Origin of the sequence: Paraglaciecola sp. (genome assembly GCF_039942875.1) — a bacterium.
Taxonomy (GTDB): domain Bacteria; phylum Pseudomonadota; class Gammaproteobacteria; order Enterobacterales; family Alteromonadaceae; genus Paraglaciecola.
The window spans coordinates 63,744-86,693 of the sequence record NZ_JBDVBQ010000013.1 but is presented as its reverse complement, the minus strand read 5'-3'; the positions used below and the strand labels follow the sequence as shown (position 1 = coordinate 86,693).

Annotated in this window: 17 protein-coding genes; 12 read left to right on the top strand and 5 right to left on the bottom strand. The window is 39.5% G+C overall.

All coding sequences use genetic code 11. From position 1 onward, the window contains the following. Positions 1-4 precede the first annotated feature (4 nt). A complete protein-coding gene (locus tag ABJE44_RS03880) occupies positions 5-1,759 on the top strand; it encodes an EAL domain-containing protein (RefSeq protein WP_348110074.1) in 1,755 nt (584 codons plus the stop codon). Between the two features lie 20 nt (positions 1,760-1,779). On the opposite strand, the gene ABJE44_RS03875 is transcribed toward ABJE44_RS03880, so the two are convergent. Together ABJE44_RS03875 and ABJE44_RS03870 are read right to left on the bottom strand one after the other, a co-directional pair. After that, positions 1,780-1,941 carry a DUF2986 domain-containing protein gene (locus ABJE44_RS03875; protein WP_348110073.1) on the bottom strand — a complete coding sequence of 54 codons (162 nt, stop codon included), beginning with the start codon at positions 1,939-1,941 and terminating at the stop codon, positions 1,780-1,782. A 40-nt stretch (positions 1,942-1,981) separates the two neighbouring features. After that, positions 1,982-2,488, bottom strand: coding sequence for a DUF3087 domain-containing protein (locus ABJE44_RS03870; RefSeq protein WP_348110072.1), 507 nt, complete (start codon positions 2,486-2,488; stop codon positions 1,982-1,984). Between the two features lie 237 nt (positions 2,489-2,725). Between ABJE44_RS03870 and ABJE44_RS03865 the strand changes: the two genes are divergently transcribed. Then, on the top strand, positions 2,726-3,622 hold the full coding sequence (locus ABJE44_RS03865) for a sterol desaturase family protein (RefSeq protein ID WP_348110071.1): 897 nt from the start codon (positions 2,726-2,728) through the stop codon (positions 3,620-3,622). Here ABJE44_RS03865 and pelA read toward each other — a convergent pair. Beyond that, entirely contained in the window at positions 3,619-4,755 is a 1,137-nt protein-coding gene (pelA, locus tag ABJE44_RS03860; RefSeq protein WP_348110070.1) for a pectate lyase, read from the bottom strand. The two genes, ABJE44_RS03865 and pelA, sit on opposite strands and share 4 nt — an antisense overlap. A gap of 434 nt (positions 4,756-5,189) precedes the next feature. Here pelA and ABJE44_RS03855 point away from each other — a divergent pair, with 434 nt between their 5' ends. The 10 genes from ABJE44_RS03855 to ABJE44_RS03810 all read left to right on the top strand — a co-directional run bounded on the left by ABJE44_RS03855 (position 5,190) and on the right by ABJE44_RS03810 (position 20,688). Further along, a complete protein-coding gene (locus ABJE44_RS03855; protein ID WP_348110069.1) occupies positions 5,190-7,463 on the top strand; it encodes a CehA/McbA family metallohydrolase in 2,274 nt (757 codons plus the stop codon). 337 nt (positions 7,464-7,800) lie between these two features. Further along, positions 7,801-10,167, top strand: coding sequence for a TonB-dependent receptor (locus ABJE44_RS03850; RefSeq protein ID WP_348110068.1), 2,367 nt, complete (start codon positions 7,801-7,803; stop codon positions 10,165-10,167). 609 nt (positions 10,168-10,776) lie between these two features. After that, the gene (locus ABJE44_RS03845) at positions 10,777-10,914 is read left to right on the top strand and encodes a hypothetical protein (RefSeq protein WP_348110067.1); all 138 of its coding nucleotides are present in this window, start codon (positions 10,777-10,779) and stop codon (positions 10,912-10,914) included. Between the two features lie 65 nt (positions 10,915-10,979). Next, positions 10,980-11,570, top strand: a complete 591-nt coding sequence (gene betI, locus ABJE44_RS03840; RefSeq protein WP_348110066.1) for a transcriptional regulator BetI — start codon at positions 10,980-10,982, stop codon at positions 11,568-11,570. Position 11,571: 1 nt separating this feature from the next. Then, positions 11,572-13,035 (top strand): betaine-aldehyde dehydrogenase, encoded by a 1,464-nt coding sequence (gene betB, locus ABJE44_RS03835; RefSeq protein WP_348110065.1) that lies wholly within the window; start codon positions 11,572-11,574, stop codon positions 13,033-13,035. Continuing rightward, positions 13,035-14,705: a choline dehydrogenase gene (betA, locus tag ABJE44_RS03830; RefSeq protein ID WP_348110064.1), complete on the top strand. Its 1,671-nt coding sequence runs from the start codon at positions 13,035-13,037 to the stop codon at positions 14,703-14,705. The genes betB and betA overlap by 1 nt, the downstream gene beginning before the upstream one ends. Positions 14,706-14,842: 137 nt before the next feature. After that, positions 14,843-16,060 carry a BCCT family transporter gene (locus ABJE44_RS03825; RefSeq protein WP_348110063.1) on the top strand — a complete coding sequence of 406 codons (1,218 nt, stop codon included), beginning with the start codon at positions 14,843-14,845 and terminating at the stop codon, positions 16,058-16,060. 435 nt (positions 16,061-16,495) lie between these two features. Then, entirely contained in the window at positions 16,496-18,610 is a 2,115-nt protein-coding gene (pnp, locus tag ABJE44_RS03820; RefSeq protein ID WP_348110062.1) for a polyribonucleotide nucleotidyltransferase, read from the top strand. A gap of 346 nt (positions 18,611-18,956) precedes the next feature. Continuing rightward, complete coding sequence (locus ABJE44_RS03815) at positions 18,957-19,712, top strand: hypothetical protein (RefSeq protein ID WP_348110092.1); 756 nt, start codon at positions 18,957-18,959, stop codon at positions 19,710-19,712. A 187-nt stretch (positions 19,713-19,899) separates the two neighbouring features. After that, positions 19,900-20,688, top strand: a complete 789-nt coding sequence (locus ABJE44_RS03810; protein ID WP_348110061.1) for an enoyl-CoA hydratase — start codon at positions 19,900-19,902, stop codon at positions 20,686-20,688. A gap of 99 nt (positions 20,689-20,787) precedes the next feature. Here the strand turns inward: ABJE44_RS03810 and ABJE44_RS03805 are convergent, their stop codons facing one another. Together ABJE44_RS03805 and gap are read right to left on the bottom strand one after the other, a co-directional pair. Further along, the gene (locus ABJE44_RS03805; RefSeq protein ID WP_348110060.1) at positions 20,788-21,627 is read right to left on the bottom strand and encodes a D-hexose-6-phosphate mutarotase; all 840 of its coding nucleotides are present in this window, start codon (positions 21,625-21,627) and stop codon (positions 20,788-20,790) included. Between the two features lie 96 nt (positions 21,628-21,723). Then, positions 21,724-22,719, bottom strand: a complete 996-nt coding sequence (gap, locus tag ABJE44_RS03800) for a type I glyceraldehyde-3-phosphate dehydrogenase (protein ID WP_348110059.1) — start codon at positions 22,717-22,719, stop codon at positions 21,724-21,726. Positions 22,720-22,950: the final 231 nt, after the last annotated feature.

Below are 22,950 nucleotides of genomic sequence, written 5' to 3'. Positions count from 1 at the left end.
TTTGATGTTAAATATGTCACAACAACCAGCCATATATAACCCTGTGTTACAAGACCGTAGCCTACTTGTTGTAGATGATGAAGAAAATATATTAAAGGCAATACAGCGTAGCTTTAAACATACCAAATACCGAGTTTATACTGCTAGTAGTGCTGAAGAAGCGCTAAAAATGCTGAAATTACATGACGTACAAGTTGTTCTTTCTGACTTTAGAATGCCTGAAGTTAATGGTGGAGCTTTAGTGAAAGATGTTCAGCTACAACACCCAGATATTGTTTCCATGATTTTAACTGGACAAGCAGACTTCCACGCTGCTGTCGATGTTCTGAACTCAGGAGCGGCCTACAAATTTTTGTCTAAGCCATGGAACAACAAAGAGTTGATTGAAGAAGTTGACCAAGCTTTTGATGAATATCAACAGCGTTTTATAGCTAAGTCAAAAGAACATATAACTCAGCAATATGTAAAGCCTGAACGTGTACTGTTTGACCGAGCAGCTGAACACTTATTGCTTCAGAATGAAAAGTTTGCTGTAGCTTCTATTCTTGTATCGGACTTGTCTTTACTTGATTGTTATTGGCAGCAGCATGAACCAAACACCTCCATCCTTAGTTCAGTTGAGAGTATCATTAGCACCTATTTATCACCAAGCTGTGAAGTGTTTGAGGTGGATGTTGATCAACTGCTTGTAATCATTCCCGAAAGTGAATGTAATGCTAATTTACATGATAGTTTAGTTGTCTTAGGTGAGGCTTTGTCTTTAACATGTGGAGTTGACAAATTACATCCTAAGCTTGCTAGTCAGCTAGCCTATGCTGAATCTCCGTTTGAGGGCTCTAATATTGCTCAGTTAGTGCATTCAATTAGAAACATATCTAACAGTGATTACGTTGAGCATTTGACTAAAGGTCAAAATTCAGATGTCATCAGGTTAGATGCCGCGCACTTGGCCCAAAAGAAACGTAAGCAAACTATTCAAAACAGTATTCAACAGGCTATTAATTCCAATCAATTTTGCTTGTATTTCCAACCTAAAGTGAATTTAAGTAATGGAATCGTTGAGCGAGCTGAGGTGCTTATGCGCTGGGAGCATTCATCTTTAGGTTGGGTGTCACCTGAGGAGTTTATAAGTCTTAGTGAGTTAGATGGGCAAATTGAAAAAATAGGTACTTGGCTATTTAAAAAGAGTATTGCAGATTTAGTAACCTTGCGTAAACAATATGGTGATAAGGTAAGTCTGGCAATAAATGTTTCGCCTAGACAGCTACAAACTAGCCAAATAGTAGAGGAGTTTACTTATTTGCTTCAAGAAACAGGCCTTTCCCCCGAGTGTATTGAACTTGAGATCACTGAAGGCTGTGTAATTGATGACCTTGAACAGACAGGAAAAATTCTTTGGGAACTAAAGGATTTAGGTTTACGAATTGCTATAGATGATTTTGGATCTGGTTATGCATCATTCGCTTATTTATCTAAGTTACCAGTGGATGTACTTAAGTTGGACAAAGTTTTAATCGATGATTTAGAAACAAATAACGATATGACAGATATGCTAAAAAGCATAATAGACTTATGTGGACGTATGCGAATAGAAGTCGTGGCTGAAGGAGTAGAAAACGAGAGACAAGTTAATATGCTTAAGGAACTTGGATGCCATTACATTCAAGGTTATGTCTATAGTCGTCCTATTACTAGAGAGAATTTTGAAAAAATACTAATAAATCAGCCTTTTATATACCCAAAAGATGCTCACCAATAGGCTAGTAAAAGGCACTTGTTTTAGGCGTCTGATATTGGTTGAACGGGGTCTATAGTTTCTGCTATTAACTCGGCACGGTCTGCTTTACTTATGTATTTAGATTTGTTCTTAGGGGCGAGTTTTGCCTTGGCTTTTTTGGCTCTTGCTTTGAGAATTTGATTGCCTTTTTTACGACGATTCATAGATACCTTCCTTTTTCATTGTTAATAATTTATAAACAGCCTAAAACTGTTTTAAGATAACATCACTGTAGTTACTGATATCTAGGTTGATTTGGTACTGCTTGGCCAATTTATCCAGTTCTGCTTGAGCTAATGCGAGCTCTTCCATAACAATGGTGTTGTCGTCTAATTCCCATAATAAACGTGAGCCTGCATAACTATATTGCATGGCAAGTAACGCATCTATATTACCTTCAGACGCTGCCGACTTTAGCTTTAACATCTTTCTGTTTATTTTATTGAGTGCTTGTTTAAGCTCCCAAACATACACAACTTCAATCATGAAATTATGCTTACGATATCGATTGAGTAACCAAGCAATGATGACACCGCTGATTAATACCCCAAGTAGATTCCAGTGAAAATGACTACCACTAGCATCTGGAAATAATGCAATAAGTAGCTGAGAGATACCTAGGCTACCAATAATTAATCCAGCTGCACATCCTGCTATGACGATATTCAAGTGCTTGCGATAACGTGTCTTGTTGATTTTTATGAGCTGCATTCTAGGCCTGTCTATATCGGAGTTTTACTCAGTCTTAGGGAGTATTGATATTGTAAACTGAAAAATTATTCGCATGTATTGTACTTTGTTTACTTGTTTAAGGCAGCCTTGAAGGTTAAACCTTTTGATATAGAATATGATTTTGTTAGAAAGGGTATTAAGTTTAGAGTGGTCTTGTTGCTAACCCTATCTGTTAAATCATATCAGTATTGGCGCTAACATAGAGGAGGGGCATTTATGAAAGTTTTTAATAAACATGATTTTTTATGGTCGCTCCCACAACCATTATTTGTCTTTTGTTGCCTTGTTTTAACCGCAAGTAGTTATACTTATGGTTGGATCAATCCAAATTTATTAGTGTCGGTTTTCATTTTAATTCCGGTTCCTACGTTACTCATATTAGAAAGGTTGATACCAAAACGTAAAGAGTGGTTGCTTAATTGGAAAGACTTAGCCACAGATACTTTTTGGTTGTTTGGAACCTACCTTATTTGGCTTCCTTTGTTTGCAACTTATTATGATGCACCTATTCATATGATATTCAGAGAGTTAGGTGATTGGGTTAGTTTCCCTATTAAGTTACAAGCTTATTCGGTTATCGGAACCTTAGTGATGGCCCTAATTGGTACTTTAGCTATAGAGTTTATTGGGTATTGGTTGCATCGCTTGCAGCATAGATATATGTTTTTGTGGCGAATGCATGGTACACATCATCATGTAACAAAAATGAGCGCAGCCCGTACAGACCGTACGCATCCTTTAGAGTTTATTGCTCTGAATTTAGGCGCAGTGACAGTGTTGGCTTTTATGGACGCTAGCCCTAATGTCATTGCGGTGATTTTGGTCTTTAGAATGATATCGACTCATATTAACCATGCTAATTTACCTTTAACTTCTGGCATTTTTGGTTGGGTTTTTACTACACCTGAATTCCATAGAGTTCATCATTCTCTTGAGTATGCGGAAAGTAACTGCAATTACGGCTGTACTATCATTCTATGGGATAGAATATTTGGTACTTTTGCTAAAAATGAACACATTACAGAGGTAGGAAATGGTACTGGCAAAAGCTTGTCTTTGTGGAAGCAGTTAGCCTTGCCATTTCATTCTAGTGAGGGTATTAAAAAGCTTTAGGGTTGAGTAGCTCTGAGTATAGGTTTAGCCCAATTTCCTGCCCAGCCATAGCCTTTACGTCTTTCTTCCTCAATCTTTGATAGTTGATAACGCTTGATACCGTCCCGGCCGGTAAAAAATGGTTTATCAGAATCTAACTCGTAAAATCTATACCAAAGAACTTTATTTTGTGCTGAAACTATATCTCCATTTAAAAGTTTAAGATTTTTAATTTGGTTTTTCTTATACCATTGGACCGCTGAATCAATGGATTCTTTTACTTTAGTGTTTTTTTCTGGCCAATTCATTAAATATGATAAAACCCCAACAGACTCTCTGGTTGTTTTGGCAGCTAATTCAAAAGAGCGAGCTGCTTTAGGTTGATATGTCAAAGGATCAAATTGAGCTGGCCAAATCGTTCGTAGTCCTTGAGAGGTTATTTGTGCGTTTAGCAGATGGTTAACGCCTAACTTTAGACGACTTAGTACATCTTTTGAATTGACTCCTTTGACTATATCTGTGTCAAATGGAGGGTGTTTAGCAATAATATCTGAAAGTAAAACCATGTTCCTTATCATTGCTCCATCGTTTAATGTTGTATAGTTAGTGTAATTTCTAGGGTTATCCTCAGGATAGTAAGCCGGCCAAACCTGAGGCCAGCCGCCATTCATATTTTGGGCTTTTAAAATAAATTTAATACCTTTTTGGAAAGATTTGTTTATGACTTGCTTATGCTTTTTATTGCCAATATTTCTATATACTTCAGCTATAAAGCGCAACTCTGAGACGGTTGCACCATCATCAAAATTGGCTATGTCCTCCCCGTCTTTTCTCCACTCAGAGCGAGGTTGAGAACCATCCCATAACTTTTCGTAAGGTTCTATTTCATGAAGTCCAAAGCCTCCATTTTCAATTTGCCAACTTATTATATTTAATGCTTGTTGACTTGAGTTTGTATCTAATTTTGATAAAGCCGTGAGTGAGCGGAGTTTTTTCAATAATATGGCGACATCGGGATTTTTGGATGGATAATGTTGGGCAAACTGTTTTACTGATAGTGTCGAAAAATCATCCGTTTTAGGTTGGTTATTATCGTTAACACAACTAACCAAAATAATACTAATTGTTATAAATACCAGTTTAAAAATGTACATTAATGTTAGTCCGTAGGATTTGGTTATTGGTCGTATGTACCTTCGTATAATTTACTATCAATACTTAATGGGAATGCTCGAAGATCGAGTTCGATATAATTTAAGCCTACCACATCAAATATTTTAACTGCACGTGAAACTTTGCAATCAATTCTACTTTTGAACCGAGAGCTGCCACCAGTAGAATTACAGCTTATTATCTTTATACCCAGAACACTTTGACCTTTTACTGCTTGTTAACCTTGAATAGTCAGCTTCATTATCTTATTCTTTATTTTAATTGAACGTTCAATTAATAAAAGATGGAAGTTGTAAGTAAAATTACTCTTGGTTAGCCCTTAATAGACCTAGGTAATGTGGTTGATTACAAACAACTATCTATTGATAGCACTGTTAAAAAAGCAGGCTACACTGTCTGCATAAGGTAAATAGTAATGATAAGACCGATCCGCAGACTCCCTTTCTTGAGTGCAATTTTGTTCGCTTGTGTATTAGTTATTTCGGTACAAAGCCATGCAGCCGTCAGTATTATTCTCGGCAAGACTATCATCCCAGGGGGCAATGCTACTTCTGAGAAAGATTTAACCATCAGAAATGACAAACTGGCATTTTCTATCGCTCTAGGATCTGCGCCCCCTTGGGGGGTCGCTCGAGGCTGTATTGTGGATATTGCTAACGTTCAAAATGATGGTTCTTTAAGTCATGATCGTGTTGCATTCGCAGACTTCATACCGAACAACTGGTCAAGCTGGCCAAATACTTATCAAAAACTCGATATCATTAAAGATACTAAAAACGAGGCTGTCGTTAAGATTACTCGGGATTTCGGTGAGGTGATCATTAGTACTGTTTATAGCCTCACAGATGGCTCTGATCTTATTCATGTTAAAACTACAATGACTAATGAAGGAGAAGCATTAGTTGACTTGTTGTCCGGTTATGCATTGTGGCCCGATGGTGGTTTTAAGTTTGCTGTACCCGGTTATGCTGGGAAAACAGAGGCGTTACTGAGCAATCGGTTGGCGGATCGTTTTGTTGGATATGGCCCTGATTGGGCGGTTGCTTTGCATGCACCTTATATGACAGAACTGAGATATCAATCAAGGGATCTCTATACAAAACATAGCCTGAAAAAATCACAGTCAATGTCATTTGAAGGAGACTATCAAGTTCTTGCTAGTGGCGACCTTGCCTCCGTGGTTAGGGCAGAAATTGAGCGTAAAGATCTGCTTTTCGGAACATTAATAGGCGAGGTGAAAACACAGCTAGGTAAGTCTGTAGATGATCCTGCATTGGTAGTGCTTAAAGATGGCGTGCCTTACATTTGGGCATTGGGTAAGCATGGCGAGTATAAGCTTGATTTACCTGTTGGGGATTATCAAGTATACGCCACCAGTAAAGGTTATTCAGACAGTGAAAAGCAAGCTATAAGTATTAAAAATGGTGTCTCACAAAACCTTTTATTTAACGACCTTTTAGCTCCTGGTGAAGTAAGTATACAGGTGACAGACTCGAATAAAAAATTGCCATTAGACGCTAAAATTCAAATTGAAAAAGGTACTAAACCCTTGATTGAGTTTTTTGGTGCAAAAACGTTTTTTACTGAGTTAAGTCGCGTTGGGCAGGCAACATTCACTTTAGCCCCCGGCGATTATCAGCTTAAAGTATCTGCCGGAGGCAACTTTTTAGCAAAACCTGCATTACTTGATGTTAGCGTTGTTGCAAATAAAACAAGTCAATTGGTCAGCGCAATACCTGTTACTACCTATCCAACACTATATGGCTGGTATGCCGGTGATTTACATCATCATTCAGATGTTCTAGAAGGTTCTACATCACCAGAATACTTGGTGCGCTCGCAACTGGCTGCGGGTTTAAATGTTACTTTCGTTAGTGATCATGATTCAACTAAGAATCATGCTGTAATTAAAGCGCTATCGGATAAACGTGGAATACCCTTTATACCATCAATAGAGTTCTCTCCATCGTGGGGGCATTTTAATGCTTTTCCCATTGATATTGGTGCACAAATGTCGGTAGATCCTGGGGTCGATGATATCCATAACATCATCAAAGATGCACGACTTATGGGGGCAACTGTTGTCGCCTCTAACCATCCCTACATTCCTTATGGTTATTTGAGTAGTCTAGAGAAACATACCGCAGTGGGTGGTTTTAATCCTGCCGTTGATCTATTTGAAATAAATGCAGTAGTAGACTATCGAGTAATAGTTGAGAAAGCTCGTCAGCTATGGTCTGAAGGCCTTCCTTATTACTATACTGCTGGTTCTGATACCCATGATGTGTGGAATCAAACCAGCGGCCTAAACCGTCTTTTTGTATACACTGGAAGTAAACCAACCCCTAAAGCTTTTGCTCAAGCTATGAAAAATGGTCACTCATATGTATCGTTTGGACCAATAATATATCCGCAAAATGTAATGTTTGGCGACACTGTCAAACAGGCTAAACATCAGCCACAATCCATCAATTTTGAACTGCTATCAGTCAATGGGCTAAAGTCGGTGCAGTTAATTGGCAATGATGGAGTGATCATTGAGAAGTCATTGGCTGGCGACAAGGTATCGGTGGTGTTTGAACTCCCGTTAAAATCAGGATGGGTTAGTTTAGTTGTAGAAGATAACAAAGGGTACAAGGCATTCTCGAACCCTATATGGTTGAAGTTGGTTGACAGTTCACAATTTTAAGAAGCCCTAGGCCTAGATTGTTTTGAAGTGCAAAAAGCCGCGTGTAGAAATGCCTCCTGAAGAAACAAAAATGGCCATACATTTCTTTTTAGACAGGTGTGTAATACTACTATCATTGAATAAACACCCTAGTTAGTTATTAGTTTAAGATATTGATTTATAAGTAATAAATTGATTTTTTGAGTGCGATTTTATTTTTTAATTGAACGGTCAATTAGCAATGTTTGACATTAATTGAACGATCAATTAATGTAAAATTGGAAATCGAGTTAGACTCATGTATTGAGGATTAGTACCAACACACATAAATAAACGCATACTCTAAACAGGAATTTCTATGAACACTAATGTGCCCGTGAAGCAAAGTTTAATAGCACTCTCCGTGCTTTCTGCAATATCTATTACCTCGTTGCCAACAATGGCTCAAGAGGAACAAGAGCCACAAGCCAAGACTGAAGAAAACCAAGAACCATTGGAATCTATTGTGGTAACTGGCCGCAGTGTTTCCTATGCAAATAGTGCATCTTCTACTGAAATGAAAAAACAGCAAACTCCGATGACAAGTGCTTTGGCATTGATTGATAACCTGCCTGGCGTATTGGTTACTGAGGGTGACCCCTTTGGTTCCGATGAATGGTCAACAAGTATATCAATCCGCGGTTTTGAGTTGAATTTAGCATCTCAGCAAATTGGTATGACTGTGGACGGTATATCTAATGGTAATTCAAATTACGGTGGTGGAACTAAAGCTAGCCGCTATATTGATACCGAAAATTTACGTGGGACAGTAGTATCTCAAGGTACCGCTGATATAGGCAGTCGCTCAAATGAAGCTCTAGGAGGTACGCTAGATTTTACTACTATACTTCCAGCATTAGATGAGGAACTGACAGTCAGTACCACTCTGGGTGAGTACAATGCCAAAAAAGTATATGTTCGCTATGATACCGGTGAAATCGCTCAAGACACTTTTGCTTGGTTTTCGATATCAAGTCAGCAAAACGACGACTATATGGGGGGATCAATAACGAACTCAAGGGATCATGCTGAAGGTAAAATCATCAGTACCATTGGTGAAGTTAATCTAACTGGTTATATTAGTTATGATGATGCCCAAGAGTATACTTATCAACGCGTCTATGGTTTAGCACAATATGAGCAGAACCCAGATTGGGACGGTTTAACTGAAGTGTGGACTGGCATACCTTATCAGGATCAAGTATGGCGTGAAGGCTGGGTTACTGAGCGTGAAAACCTATTTACTTATCTAAAAGCAGATTTTACTGTAGGCGATGTAGACTTTAGTTCCAATGTCTATTACCACGAGAACGAGGGTGTAGGTAAATGGATCCCTTATTATATGGTGGATGTTATTGATGACGGAGCTGGTAATGCAAATTCAGAGCTCGATGCTTCTAGCACCATATATGGCGGTGAAGCCCTAGGTCTAATTTATTTTGTTGACCGTGCAGGCCAGTCACTTTCACCAATTGATGGTTGTGTCAGTTCTATCGGCTTTCCTTATGGTGGAGCAGGAGCAGCACTTGATCCAGGTTGTTACGAGCAAGGCGCCATGCCTGTCAGTTCTAATCGTCACACGCATTACAACAAGAAACGCTATGGTGTAAACGGTGACTTTACATGGCACACCACTATCGCTGGTATGGAAAATATTGTCCGCGGTGGTTTCTGGTATGAAGATTATCAGCGTGACGAATACCGTGACTGGCACAAAACCATTGACGCTGCATCTAGCCCCAGAGCCGAGAACAATCCTTACTGGGTCCAGTATGACCGAGAATTCCCGGTCGAGACCTTGATGTACTACGTTGAAGATGAAATAGATGCTGGTTTTGCCAAGTTCCGTCTAGGTGTAAAGAAGTTTAACGTTGAGGTAATTAAAGAAGATCAATTTACCCCTGCTAATAACTTGAAAGTATCCTCAGACTCTGACGCCTTGTTATCTGCTGGTTTTGTTGCTCCTTTGCCATTGCGTGGTCTAGAAGTGTTTGGTGGTTATGCAGAAAACTTTGCCGCTATTAAAGATGCAGTGCTAGAGCGTGACGATGCTGATTTAAGTTTAGTTGAACCAGAAACTGCGGATAATATTGACTTTGGTTTACGTTATTCAAGCCCTGGTTTTAACGCCAGTGTAACTTACTATAATATCAAATTTGAAAACCGTATAACCTTTGTGAGTAATGAAGATGTTGATGGCATTGATTTCTTAGAGGCTGCTGCAGGAGGATACATTAACGACGGTGGTATTGAGTCTGACGGAATCGAAGCTTCTATTGATTACGATTTCAATGATAATTTTGGTCTTTACGTTTCTTACACAAGAAACAATGCTACCTATACGGACGAAGCGTTCCGCGGTAATACTGTGTTGGGCAGTGCTGACGACATGGCCGTGATTAGTTTTGATTACAGTAAAGGTGACGTATACGCTGGCTTTAGCACTAAGTACGTAGGTGAGCGCTATTTAGACCAAGCAAATACCCAAAAAACTGACTCTTACATAGTTAGTGATCTTTATATTGGGAAAACAGCATATGATATTGGTGGGGTTATCGATAGTATTGAATTTAGCTTCACTGTGAACAATGTCTTTGATGAGGATTACCTTGGTTCTATCGCGCCAAGTGCAGGTTGGATTGGTGCACCACGTATTGCTGCGCTCAACGCTAAATTCGTCATGTAACAATAACTTAATAGGTCACATGTAATAATATTGTGTGTGACCTATTTTATGTTTGGCAAAAAAAAGCAATCGTTCATGCTGAAATTACTAATCATTTGTACACTATTGTTTAGCGCTGTATTTTGCGCTAAAGCTCCAATTCACGTTTTGCTTGGGGTTAATTTCTATGATGACGCCCAAGAAATGTAAGTGTTTGGAGAGAAATCTCAAAAATAGGACGTGAAGCCGAGTTTTAAGAAACTAAAAGAGCTCGCAGAATTAATCGTGACTAGAGTGGTTCATAGTTTTGGAATTAACGACACGTGTAAGGAATACCCCATAAAAGACTCCTCTAGAAAGCTTATGTTATATTTCCGGCAAGAGCCTGAAAACGCAGGTCGTGAACAGCTCGGATAAAGGTTCTAGGTTGTAGTATGAAATTACTAGCTGACTATACTTGTTAAGGTTCTTGCGCAAACTTCTCTGCTGGTAGCCAGCGCTTGTTCAAGCTTATCAAGCAGTATCAAGTGAATGCTGCAGTGCTTATACTCTTTTGGGGGAAGTTAGTTATCATTATCAGGACCTTAATTATCCACTATGGGAAATCACTTCTTCACGGCTAACATAAAAATGGAAAAACCTCAGACCAATAAAAATCATATTGGTCAGTTTACAAACAACGTAAATTATGGGGCGCTAGATGTGAATTGGCAAAGTAAGATCCACTTATCACCCAATGCATTTATGGTGAAGTGGGTGGCGTTTTAAACGAACATAGGTTTAAGTTGTCTTTACTTGAACCCAATTAGAAATACTAACTGTGTAGGAAATTTATGCCGAAAATAGGAATCGAACCAATGCGTCGTCAGCAGTTGATCGACGCGACTATTGAAGTTATTGCAGATGTCGGTCTGCGTGGCGCCACTATTACCCTTATATCCCGTCGCGCTGGAATGTCATCGGGCATTATCAGTCACTATTTTGGCAGCAAACAGGCTCTTATTGAAGCAACTGTCCGTTATCTATTAACTGGTTTGAAGAACGAGTTGATTACACGAGTTACCCCCTCTACGACACCAGAGCAACGGTTAATGCTGATTGTTGAAGCGAATTTTGCACGGTTACAGCAATTAAGTCATACCACGAAAACCTGGCTAAGTTTTTGGTCACGATCAATGCACGACGTTGAATTGCATCGCTTGCAGAACGTAAATAACAAACGACTGTTAAGTAATTTAGTCTGTTCATTTAAAAAATTAATGGCTGTCGATGACGCCAAGCTTGCTGCTGAGCTATGCGCGGCTATGATCGACGGATTATGGTTGCGGGCTGTGTTAAGTAAATCTGATAAAGATCAATTTGCACACAGTGAGCATCTTGCTAAAAACTATGTGACTACTCTAATCAAACAGTATGGAGCTTAAATTGACGATACCTGTTTACCAAAATTTTATTGATGGACGATTTCTAGGCAATCAAACTGGCGAAACCTTTGCGGTTAAAAACCCTGCCACTGATGAGGTGATTTATCATGTCGAAGTCGCTGATGAATATATTCAAAATGCAGCCATTAAAAGTGCTGAAAAAGGCTTTGCTCATTGGTCGACATTGACCCCTATTGAACGTAGTCGTATTTTATTAAAAGCTGTGAATTTACTCCGTACACGCAATGATGAATTGGCAAAAATTGAGGTGCTAGATACAGGTAAACCCTTGCAAGAAGCTGATTGTGTAGATGTGCAAACCGGTGCCGATGTGATTGAATACTATGCTGGGCTTGCTCCCTCACAAGTGGGGCAACAGCAAATGGTTGCGGAAGATTTTTATTATACCCGCAAAGAACCCTTAGGTATTTGTGCCGGTATAGGAGCTTGGAACTACCCATTACAAATTGCCTGCTGGAAGTCAGGCCCTGCATTAGCTGCGGGAAATGCTTTTATCTTTAAGCCTTCAGAAGAAACGCCTTTGGGCGCAATTAAATTAGCAGAAATTTTTATCGAAGCAGGCGTGCCAGCCGGCGTATTTAATGTTGTACAGGGCGCAGCTGAAGTAGGTCAGTGGTTAACCCACAGCCCTGACATTGCAAAAGTATCATTTACCGGTGAGGTAGGTACAGGTAAAAAAGTAGTTGCCAGTGCCGCAAGCTCCCTTAAAGAAGTCACGATGGAACTTGGTGGTAAGTCACCACTATTAGTATTTGCTGATGCCGACCTATCACAAGCCGTTAGTGCTGCCATGTTGGGGAATTTTTACACACAAGGTGAAGTTTGCACTAATTGCACTCGAATTTATGTACACAGAAGTGTCTATCAGCAATTCATTGAAGAGCTTAAAACCCGCACAGAACAAAATATTATCGCTGGTAATCCCTTAGATCCTAAAGTGAATTTTGGTGCGTTAATTTCAAAAAAACATCAAGACTTAGTCATGAGCTATATCGATAAAGGCATAGCGCAAGGCGCGACACTGTTAACTGGTGGTAAAACCCTGAGCCCAGAATCTGCACCTAATGGATATTTTGTGGCTCCAACTGTGTTTATCGACTGCCGCGATGACATGACTATAGTCAAAGAAGAAATTTTTGGCCCTGTTATGAGTGTTCTAGTGTTTGATGACGAAGACGATGTAATTCGACGTGCTAACGACACCCACCTGGGCTTGGCGGCTGGGGTGTTTAGTCAGGATATTAAACTGGCTCACCGTGTTATCCATAAATTACATGCAGGTATTTGTTGGATCAACAGTTATGGTAATTCACCTGCAGAAATGCCAGTAGGCGGTTATAAACAGTCTGGTATAGGCCGTGAAAATGGTATTGAAACCTTGGATCACTACACGCAAACCAAGTCAATTTACGTAGGCATGGGCAATATAGAGAGCCCGTTTTGATGACTGTAGAAACGTATGATTACATTGTAGTTGGTGCTGGCTCTGCTGGTTGTGTATTGGCAAATCGACTAACTGCAGATAGCAGCAATAGTGTTTTATTACTAGAAACGGGAGGAAGTGATAAAAGTATTTTTATTAAAATGCCAACAGCCTTATCTATTCCGATGAATTCTCCTAAATACGCTTGGCAGTTTCATACACAAGCTGAGCCCTATTTGGATAATCGCAAAATGCATTGCCCAAGGGGCAAAGTGTTAGGTGGTTCTTCGTCGATAAACGGCATGGTATACGTCCGTGGTCATGCTAAAGATTTTGATCAGTGGCAGCAACATGGTGCCGAGGGATGGGATTATCAGTCTTGTTTACCCTATTTTCAGAAAGCGGAATCCTATTATCTAGGTAAAGACAGTTATCATGGTAGTGACGGCCCTTTAGGGGTGAATAATGGTAATGAAATGGCTAATCCACTTTATAAAGCCTTTATTAAAGCAGGTCAGCAAGCAGGCTATGCCAGCACGAATGATTACAATGCGGCGCAGCAAGAGGGCTTTGGCCCTATGTATATGACAGTAAAAGATGGCGTACGCAGCTCGGCAAGTCGCGAGTATCTTGATCCTATTAAGTCCCGTAGTAATTTAACCATAGTCACTGGTGCTTTAGCTGAAAAAGTAGTGTTAGAAGGTAAACAAGCGGTTGCTGTTGAATACAGTGTTAATGGCAGGAAAATAACTGCTAAGGCGAATAAAGAAATAGTGTTAAGCGCAGGCCCGATAGGCTCTCCACACTTATTACAGCTTTCAGGCATTGGTAGTAGGGATACGCTGAAAGCCGTCGGTATTGATGTGAAACATCATCTACCTGGTGTTGGGCAAAATTTGCAAGATCACTTAGAGTTCTACTTTCAGTATAAGTGTAAGCAACCGATCACCTTGAATGGCAAACTCGGTTTAATTTCTAAAGGCTTAATTGGTACTCGTTGGTTATTAAACCGTACTGGTCTGGGTGCGACTAATCACTTTGAGTCCTGTGCTTTCATTCGCTCAAAAACTGAGGTTGAATGGCCTGATATTCAGTATCATTTTCTGCCAGCAGCGATGCGTTATGACGGTAGAAGTGCTTTTGCTGGTCATGGTTTTCAAGTTCATGTGGGGCATAATAAGCCCAAAAGTCGTGGCTCAGTAACAATTCAATCTGCCGACCCAAGTGTAGCACCTAAAATTCTATTTAATTACTTACAACATCAAGATGATATTGAAGGATTTAGAGCCTGCGTGCGTTTAACCCGTGAAATTATCGAGCAAAGTGCGTTTGATGAATATCGTGATGATGAAATTCAGCCAGGTAAAGAAATACAAACTGATGAGCAAATTGATGCATTTGTGCGTCAGTCAGTTGAAAGTGCATATCACCCATCATGTTCTTGCAAAATGGGGGAGGACGATATGGCTGTGGTTAATTCTCACACCCAAGTCAGGGGGCTAAAGGGTCTTCGAGTGGTAGATTCGTCTATATTTCCTACCATACCCAACGGTAATTTAAACGCACCAACTATTATGGTGGCAGAAAAAGCGGCAGATCTTATTTTAGGGAAGTCAACGCTGCCTCAATCAAAAGTGGAGGTTGTCATTGCAAATGATTGGCAATCTGAACAACGTATTTCGAAGATTTAACCAGGCCACCTATAGCACTTGGAAACTGTGAGGTTGGCCGCAGTGTAGCCCATAAACTGTTTATAGGCTGTTGATACGATATAACAAGCATGGGGAAAAAGCGTGGCGTTTTATTATTTTTTAAAGGGTAGAGGATTATGACCTTATGGCTTAATGCTGGCATTATTTTCACCCTAATTGCGATAGTGGTTATTTTATTCAAGTGGGGAAATATTAGCTGTGTAGGGGTCACTCCTGTGAGAACTTTTACTTTTATCGCTATTTTATTTACTTCAGGCCTAGATGTTGGCTTGATTATGTTTCCTCTTACTGAGTTTGCTGGTTATGCCGACTTAAAAAGCAGTCCAGAATATGGTTTTGCTAACCCTCTGGCCATTGAGTTTGCGTATTGGGGGTTTTTGATTTGGGGATTTTACTTTGTAACCTGCTTCTACTTTTGCGTAATAGAACCTAGGGTAAAATTTTTTGATATTCTATGGGTGAAATTAATCAATAATGTGGTCATTATTGGCACCTGTGCCTTTACAGCCTTCCTTTTACTCTCCAATTTACCTTGGTATTTACCTATCGTTGGCAATGGCGAGTCCATTGTTCCGAGCTTTTATTTAATTGTACTTGCTGTCATTTTTTTTGCAGTGTATTCGAGTACTGACATTAAATACGTGCGCTTTCTAAGTATCTCTACTACTTGGTTATTTATCACATTAATTGGCTTTATGTGGTTTGGTGCCTTTATGGGGAGCGATAGTCAGTTATCGGCATTCACCGATAATTTAGCGTTGATAGGGAACTACTTTGGCAATATCAATGACTTTGTTTTGCCGTTAAACGCCTACCATGAGTTTTATTTATTTTGGTGGTTCGCATGGAGCATTATGATTGGCCAGTTTACTTCACGTTTCGTGGGGGGCTTAAAAACCTATCAATTATTGGGTGCTATGTTAATTTTCCCCTCCATTCCTATTGCAGTTTGGTTTAGTGTACTTTACCAATACCACGAAGCTGGTATTTCCACAGAAGGCTTGAAAAACTTTGCTATGGCTGTTGTTGGTATAGTGTTTGTAATTAACTCACTCGACTCACTGATCCGTTTATATACAGATAACTTAAATATGACTGTGAAACGTTTTGGAAAATTTAATTATATTGTGGTTAATATTGTGCTACTTGGATTGTTAACCTTGTTGTTTAAACTTGAATTTATAGAAATTCAATGGGTAGGCGCATTAGTGATTGGGTTGTTCTTTGCCTGCGCTATATTTATTGCTTACAGAAAATATAAAACAGTACGTAACATAGGTAGTTCTCCTGAAGGCAACAAAGTTGACTACACGAAAATCGAAAGAGCTAATTAAAATATTATGTTATTAAATAGGCGCGACGACTGTAATAAGCACTTTGGGTCAAATGTAAATTAACTCTGACAGCCCCTGTCAGCTGAGAAACACCGCTCATTGAAAAATGGGCGGTAGTAAACCGCGCAAATATTTTTTCTCCCATAAAACGATACCACTTTACTAGCATTATGCTTTCAAAACTGATGTCTCTTAACGGGACTAGTGGTTTTTGAAAAGGGATTTATTCCAACAATTAACTGCCATAATTGCTATTTAAGAATACAACCCAACTCTCAAAAGACCTGCCCACCCAAATCACTTAAAATTCCCCGTGATTTGTGTATTTTTAAGGGATTTGGGTATACAATGTGCGCCGCATTTAAAAGCGATATATAAAGAAAGCAAAATGTATTGCCCTCAGTAGGGCAGTTTATAATTATTTAAAGGAAAAAAATGACTCCTATTACTAAATCTTTTCAGTATGGTCAGCATACTGTTACTCTTGAAACTGGCGTAATTGCTCGCCAAGCTACAGCTGCCGTATTAGCAAGTATGGATGACACATCTGTATTGGTATCGGTTGTTGGTAAAAAAGATACTAAACCTGGGCAGGATTTCTTCCCGCTTACTGTTAACTACCAAGAGCGTACATACGCTGCTGGTAAAATCCCTGGCGGATTTTTTAAACGTGAAGGTCGTCCATCTGAATATGAAACGCTTACATCACGCTTGATTGACCGCCCAATTCGTCCTTTATTCCCAGACGGGTTTATGAACGAAGTTCAAATTATTGTCACTGTGGTTTCTGCAAACCCAGAAATCCCAACAGACATTATCTCTCTTATTGGTACTTCTGCTGCTTTAGCTGTTTCTGGTATGCCATTTAATGGGCCAGTTGGCGCAGCGCGAGTTGGCTATAAAGATGAGCAATACATTTTAAATACACGTACTTCTGAGTTAGAAGACAGCCAACTTGATTTAGTGGTTGCTGGTACTGAAGGTGCGGTATTAATGGTTGAGTCTGAAGCTGACATTCTTTCTGAAGAAGTGATGCTTGGAGCTGTTATGTATGGCCATGAGCAAATGCAAACAGTTGTAAATGCTGTGAATGAATTCGCAGCTGAAGTGAATACTCCTAAGTGGGATTGGCAACCAGAAGCTGAAAATACTGAGCTTAAAGATAAAATCAAAGCATTGGCTGAAGCTGGAATTACTGAAGCTTACCAAATCTCTGACAAGATGGAGCGTAAAGACGCCATCACTGCTTTGACTAACAAAACAGTTGAAGAGTTAGTTGCTGCTGATGAAAATCAAGATGCTAAAGAAGTATCTGAATTAGTACATGAATTAGAAAGTGACGTTGTTCGTTCACGTATTCTTGCTGGTCAGCCTCGTATCGATGGCCGTGATCCTGCGATGATCCGTGCGCTTGATGTGGCTACTGGTTTGTTACCTCGTACTCACGGTTCTGCTTTGTTCACTCGTGGTGAAACTCAAGCAATCGTTGCTGCTACTCTAGGTACAGAGCGTGATGCACAAATGATTGATGGCTTAAACGGTAAAGTAGATAGCCGTTTCATGCTGCATTATAACTTCCCTCCATACTGCGTGGGTGAAACTGGTTTTGTTGGGTCTCCTAAGCGTCGTGAAATTGGTCACGGTCGTCTAGCTAAGCGTGGTATTCAAGCGGTCATGCCGTCTGAAAAAGACTTCCCTTATGTTGTACGTGTTGTATCTGAAATCACTGAATCAAATGGTTCGTCTTCAATGGCTTCTGTTTGTGGTACATCTCTTGCGCTTATGGATGCTGGTGTTCCAATTAAAGCGTCTGTAGCAGGTATTGCTATGGGTCTTGTGAAAAATGACGAAAACTTCGTTGTTCTATCTGACATTCTAGGTGACGAAGATCACTTAGGTGACATGGACTTTAAAGTAGCCGGTACTACAGGTGGTATTACTGCTCTACAAATGGATATCAAAATTGAAGGTATCACTAAAGAAATCATGCAGGTAGCTCTTAAGCAAGCTAAAGAAGCTCGTTTGCATATTCTAGGCGTAATGGACCAAGCTATTTCTGGCCACCGCGAAGAAATGTCTGAATTCGCTCCGCGCATTTATACGTTGAAAGTAGATAAAGATAAAATTCGTGACGTAATTGGTAAAGGTGGTGCGATGATCCGTGCTATCACTGAAGAGTCTGATTGTAATATCGAAATTGAAGATGATGGAACAGTTAAGATTTTTGCAACTGAACGTGCTAAAGCTGAAATTGCAATTTCTAAGATTGAGCAAGTTACCGCTGAAGTTGAAGCCGGTAAGACATACTCTGGTAAAGTCACTCGTATCGTTGATTTTGGTGCCTTTGTAGAAATTTTACCAGGTAAAGAAGGCCTAGTTCATATTTCACAAATTGCTCATGAACGTGTTAATAAAGTATCTGACCATCTTGAAGAAGGTCAAATATTAGACGTTAAAGTGGTTGAAATTGACCGTCAAAATCGTGTTCGTTTAAGCATTAAAGATTTACTAGAAAAGCCAGTTGCTCCAGAAGCATCAGGTAACGAATAAGCAATTAGTTTTTAACTAATTTTAAAAGGAGCCGTAAGGCTCCTTTTTTGTATCTGCAATTAACGGATTGTCCCACCTGCTATTAATATCTAAATCGATAAAATAAAGTTACTTTTTAAAAAGGTTAGCTAGTAGCCATGAGTAATTCTCTAAGTTGTAAATAAAAAACCGAGATAAATTTATTGCTCGTTACACTCTTTAAGGTATTTCAAGCAACACCACAATATCCATGTAGATACTTTGGTCAGATTCAAAATGTGAGAAAGTAAATGCTTAATTAATTCTCAGTAATAGAGGGTTAAGTGCCACCTATTAATTCATGCAAAAGGAATATTCAGTGAAAACAATGTTAAAAACGACACTTAATTTGGGACTAATTTGTTTACCATTTATGTTACTTACACAGCAGAGTATTGCTCAAGATGATGTTCAGGACATATCAGCTGATGGTGGTGGCTTGGCTGTCATTGCAAAAGTCGGTACTTTGGGGCCAGGCCTAGAGTTAGATTATAGTTTCAATGAAAGTTGGAATATTCGTCTTCAAGCTAACGGCTATACCTATTCAGATACATTCGAAGAAGATGATATTGATTACAATGGTGAAATCGAACTATCTACCTATGGTGCATTGGTTGATTGGCGCCCATTCGATGGTGTTTTCCATATTACCGGTGGTGCATACATTAATGGCAATGAGCTACGAGGGGATGCTATTAGTTCTGGCAGCGAAATTTTTGAAATTGGAGATTTGGAATACCGCGGGAGTAGCACTGACCCACTGACTCTTGATACCGCTATCGTTTTAGGGGACGAAACAGCGGGGTACTTGGGGTTTGGCTGGGGGCAAAGTTATGAAGATGGCTTTATGTTTTCATTAGAAATAGGGGTGCTATTTTCTGGAGAGCCAGATGTTCAACTTGACGTTGCCGGTACCGCAGAAGTAGTAGGTTACCCAGGATATCAATTCGATGTAAATGGTACATCACCTGAAGCCATTGAGTTTCAAGCTAACGTTGCCGATGAAATTGTTAATTTAGAAGAAGATATTTCTGATTTCGAAATATACCCTGTTATAGCTTTAGGGATTGGTTACCGCTTTTAATAAATCAAAAGTGAGTATTTTAGGGCTGATTCTTTTATTACGTAGAAGGCCTGTCAGCCTTCAGTCTCCTACCCATAATACTCCCATCATTGTTATTTATACTTTTATATCTATGGATTTGTTTTGATTTGCTCTGGTGGGGATGTTGATAATAACCTTATTCATTTATCCTTTTTAACGGTTATCCATGCCTAAAATCAATGCCAACTCTCCTAACGTTATTCTATTCGATGTACAAGAAGGTGTGGCTGTAGTCTCCATTAATCGACCTGATGAGCTGAATACATTTACTACTGAAGTTATCAATGGCCTAACTAAGGCCTTTTCTTTAATTGCCAATGATGATGCTATAAAAGTCGCGGTGTTAACGGGAACCGGCCGAGCCTTTAGTGCTGGGTTAGATTTGAAAATGCTCAGTGCTGAAAGCGATGTGTTTCAACAGCATAATCAAGGGCAGCACACGGCATTCATTAAAGCCATTTCAGAATGCCCCAAGCCCGTTATAGGTGCTATAAATGGTGCGGCTGTGGCCGGTGGACTGGAGTTAGCATTATGTTGTGATTTTTTATATGCCTCAGATAAAGCGAGCTTTGCTGATACTCATGCCTTTGTTGGAGTAATACCAGGTTGGGGGTTATCACAAAAATTTCCTAGGTTGGTTGGGATTAATCGTGCTCGAGAATTAAGTTTTACTGGAAGGTTCTTTAGTGCTATTGAAGCCAAAGAGTGGGGCTTGATTAACGAAATTTACCCTAGAGATGAGTTGATGAATACGGTCTTAGATTTAGCATTAAAAATAACGGAAGCAGATATGCCTGCCTTAATGAAAATAAAGGCCTTGATGAATCAAGGTTGGAATATGAATTTAAAAAATGCTCTTGAGTATGAAACTCAAATATCTGTCCCATACAGTAAAGCCATAGACATGACTCAGATGGAACAAAGGTTAGAGATGTTGAAAAGTCGCACACGATAAGTCTTGTTTTTACAAATATAGAGTTTTTTTCTTAGATATAATCCCAAAGAGCAGCGTCAGTTACCATGCAACTCTTTGGGTGATAGGTGCCATAGCTCGCTATGCAATAATTTGTTGTAAGGTGTGAGTCTCTTTTGGTGCCACCATTTGTCCTTGGGTTATGGTGCTTTCTACACACAACATAGTGACATAGCTGTCATCTGCCATGTCTCCCATGCTTATAGATTTTTCCTGCCAAGGATTCCATACCACTATGCTATCGTGACCAGAAGATATCACGTCAGTTTTAAGCTGTTTGTCGATAATGGTTAATTTTTCTGGTTTATCAAAGTGTACTCTGTCAGTTTCTTCAGTAAATTGATAAGGCTGTGGAGTCTCGAAGCTCTTATAATTGCGAGTTTTATCTTCATAAGTACCTTTTAAGCCTAAAAGCTTACATTGCCTGATATCTTCAATTGTAAAGTAGCTATGTAGGGCGCAATTATAACTTAGAGGTTTCTCACCTAAATTAGTTGTCTTGAGTTGAATACTTAGCTGCTCGCCAATTTTAACTACTAAAGTGAGTTGTGCGTATGCATCGAATCCTTCTCCATTACTGGTTATAGGTTGTAACTCAATTGTGGTTCCTGATTCAGAATCTTCAGTAGCAATGACTTTCCAACTCTGTTGGCGAACATAACCATGGCTAGGTACGGTTTTATCTGAAGGGTGTTCACCAAACCATGGCCAGCAAATAGGTACACCTCCGCGGATGGCTTTTTGGCCATTGAATATCGCTTCTTTACTTACCCATAAACGCTCACGGTTATCTTTTTTAGGGCAGAAGCTTAATATATGCCCGCCAAACAATGCTATTTCAGCAGTAGCGAATGAATTGTCTATTTGCAGAGCTTGAATGTCGTCACGATTAATTAGTGATATTGAGTTTGCTAGTAACATAGAGGATCTCTGTTTATGGAAGTTAAGGATCATAAAAAAGGCGGTAAAGAACTATTTCTTTACCGCCTTTATAATACAAAATTCAACAATAGTAGATTACTTACTAATATGTGCCACTAAATCTAATACTTTATTTGAGTAGCCAATTTCGTTGTCGTACCAAGATACTAACTTCACGAATGTATCTGTTAATGCAATACCAGCTGTCGCATCAAAAACAGATGTGCGTACGTCACCAATGAAGTCTTGAGATACAACGGCATCTTCTGTGTAACCCATAACGCCTTTCATTTCGCCTTCAGACGCAGCTTTCATTGCGGCACAAATTTCTTCGTAGCTGGCTGGTTTAGCTAGGTTAACTGTTAAATCTACAACTGATACATCAGCTGTTGGTACGCGAAAAGCCATACCTGTAAGTTTACCGTTTAACTCAGGAATAACTTTACCTACAGCTTTTGCTGCACCTGTAGAAGAGGGGATAATGTTTTGAGAAGCACCACGACCACCACGCCAGTCTTTTGAAGAAGGACTATCTACCGTTTTTTGTGTTGCGGTTGTGGCATGAACCGTTGTCATTAAGCCGTCTACTATACCAAAGCTGTCATTTAGTACTTTAGCGAGTGGAGCTAAACAGTTGGTGGTACAAGATGCGTTTGATACTACGTCTTGCCCTGCATAGGAGTCTTGGTTAACACCCATTACAAACATAGGAGTCGCATCTTTAGAGGGAGCTGACATCACAACTTTTTTAGCGCCAGCTTCAATGTGTTTACGTGCAGTTTCATCGGTTAAGAACAAACCAGTAGACTCAACCACTACATCAGCGCTAATTGCATCCCATGCTAAATCAGCAGGATTGCGTTCAGCAGTTACACGAATAGTTTTTCCATTAACAATAAGTTGACCTTCTTTAACGTCAACGGTGCCGTTGAATTTGCCATGGGTAGAATCATACTTAAGCATATAAGCCATGTATTCTGCATCTAACAAATCATTAATACCTACTACTTCAATATCACTGCGTTCACAGGCGGCGCGAAATACGAATCGACCGATACGGCCAAAGCCATTGATACCTACTTTTATTGTCATGTCTAAAATCCTCTGCGAGTTAATTTAACTGCTTGCCTAAAAAAGCGGTTAATGAAGGGTGTAATAAACCCTACTGAAATATTATTACAAAATTATGGACTAAATAAGCATGTAAGGCAAAATATTCCCGCTAAAATGTTATTTAATTACATTATTTGTAACATAAAAATATTTGGTATTATTTGTGTACTATTACTAAGGGTAGCTCCTTTTTTAGACAATCTTTATAGG

Excerpts from the sequence above, each read along its gene's own strand:
- ABJE44_RS03870 (WP_348110072.1), bottom strand. The coding sequence starts at position 2,488 with ATGCAGCTCATAAAAATCAACAAGACACGTTATCGCAAGCACTTGAAT.
- ABJE44_RS03825 (WP_348110063.1), top strand. The coding sequence starts at position 14,843 with ATGACCTTATGGCTTAATGCTGGCATTATTTTCACCCTAATTGCGATA.
- ABJE44_RS03805 (WP_348110060.1), bottom strand. The coding sequence starts at position 21,627 with ATGTTACTAGCAAACTCAATATCACTAATTAATCGTGACGACATTCAA.
- ABJE44_RS03880 (WP_348110074.1), top strand. The coding sequence starts at position 5 with ATGTTAAATATGTCACAACAACCAGCCATATATAACCCTGTGTTACAA.
- ABJE44_RS03865 (WP_348110071.1), top strand. The coding sequence starts at position 2,726 with ATGAAAGTTTTTAATAAACATGATTTTTTATGGTCGCTCCCACAACCA.
- ABJE44_RS03810 (WP_348110061.1), top strand. The coding sequence starts at position 19,900 with ATGCCTAAAATCAATGCCAACTCTCCTAACGTTATTCTATTCGATGTA.
- betI (WP_348110066.1), top strand. The coding sequence starts at position 10,980 with ATGCCGAAAATAGGAATCGAACCAATGCGTCGTCAGCAGTTGATCGAC.
- pnp (WP_348110062.1), top strand. The coding sequence starts at position 16,496 with ATGACTCCTATTACTAAATCTTTTCAGTATGGTCAGCATACTGTTACT.
- ABJE44_RS03855 (WP_348110069.1), top strand. The coding sequence starts at position 5,190 with ATGATAAGACCGATCCGCAGACTCCCTTTCTTGAGTGCAATTTTGTTC.
- ABJE44_RS03845 (WP_348110067.1), top strand. The coding sequence starts at position 10,777 with ATGGAAAAACCTCAGACCAATAAAAATCATATTGGTCAGTTTACAAAC.
- ABJE44_RS03815 (WP_348110092.1), top strand. The coding sequence starts at position 18,957 with ATGTTAAAAACGACACTTAATTTGGGACTAATTTGTTTACCATTTATG.
- betA (WP_348110064.1), top strand. The coding sequence starts at position 13,035 with ATGACTGTAGAAACGTATGATTACATTGTAGTTGGTGCTGGCTCTGCT.
- ABJE44_RS03875 (WP_348110073.1), bottom strand. The coding sequence starts at position 1,941 with ATGAATCGTCGTAAAAAAGGCAATCAAATTCTCAAAGCAAGAGCCAAA.
- ABJE44_RS03850 (WP_348110068.1), top strand. The coding sequence starts at position 7,801 with ATGAACACTAATGTGCCCGTGAAGCAAAGTTTAATAGCACTCTCCGTG.
- pelA (WP_348110070.1), bottom strand. The coding sequence starts at position 4,755 with ATGTACATTTTTAAACTGGTATTTATAACAATTAGTATTATTTTGGTT.
- gap (WP_348110059.1), bottom strand. The coding sequence starts at position 22,719 with ATGACAATAAAAGTAGGTATCAATGGCTTTGGCCGTATCGGTCGATTC.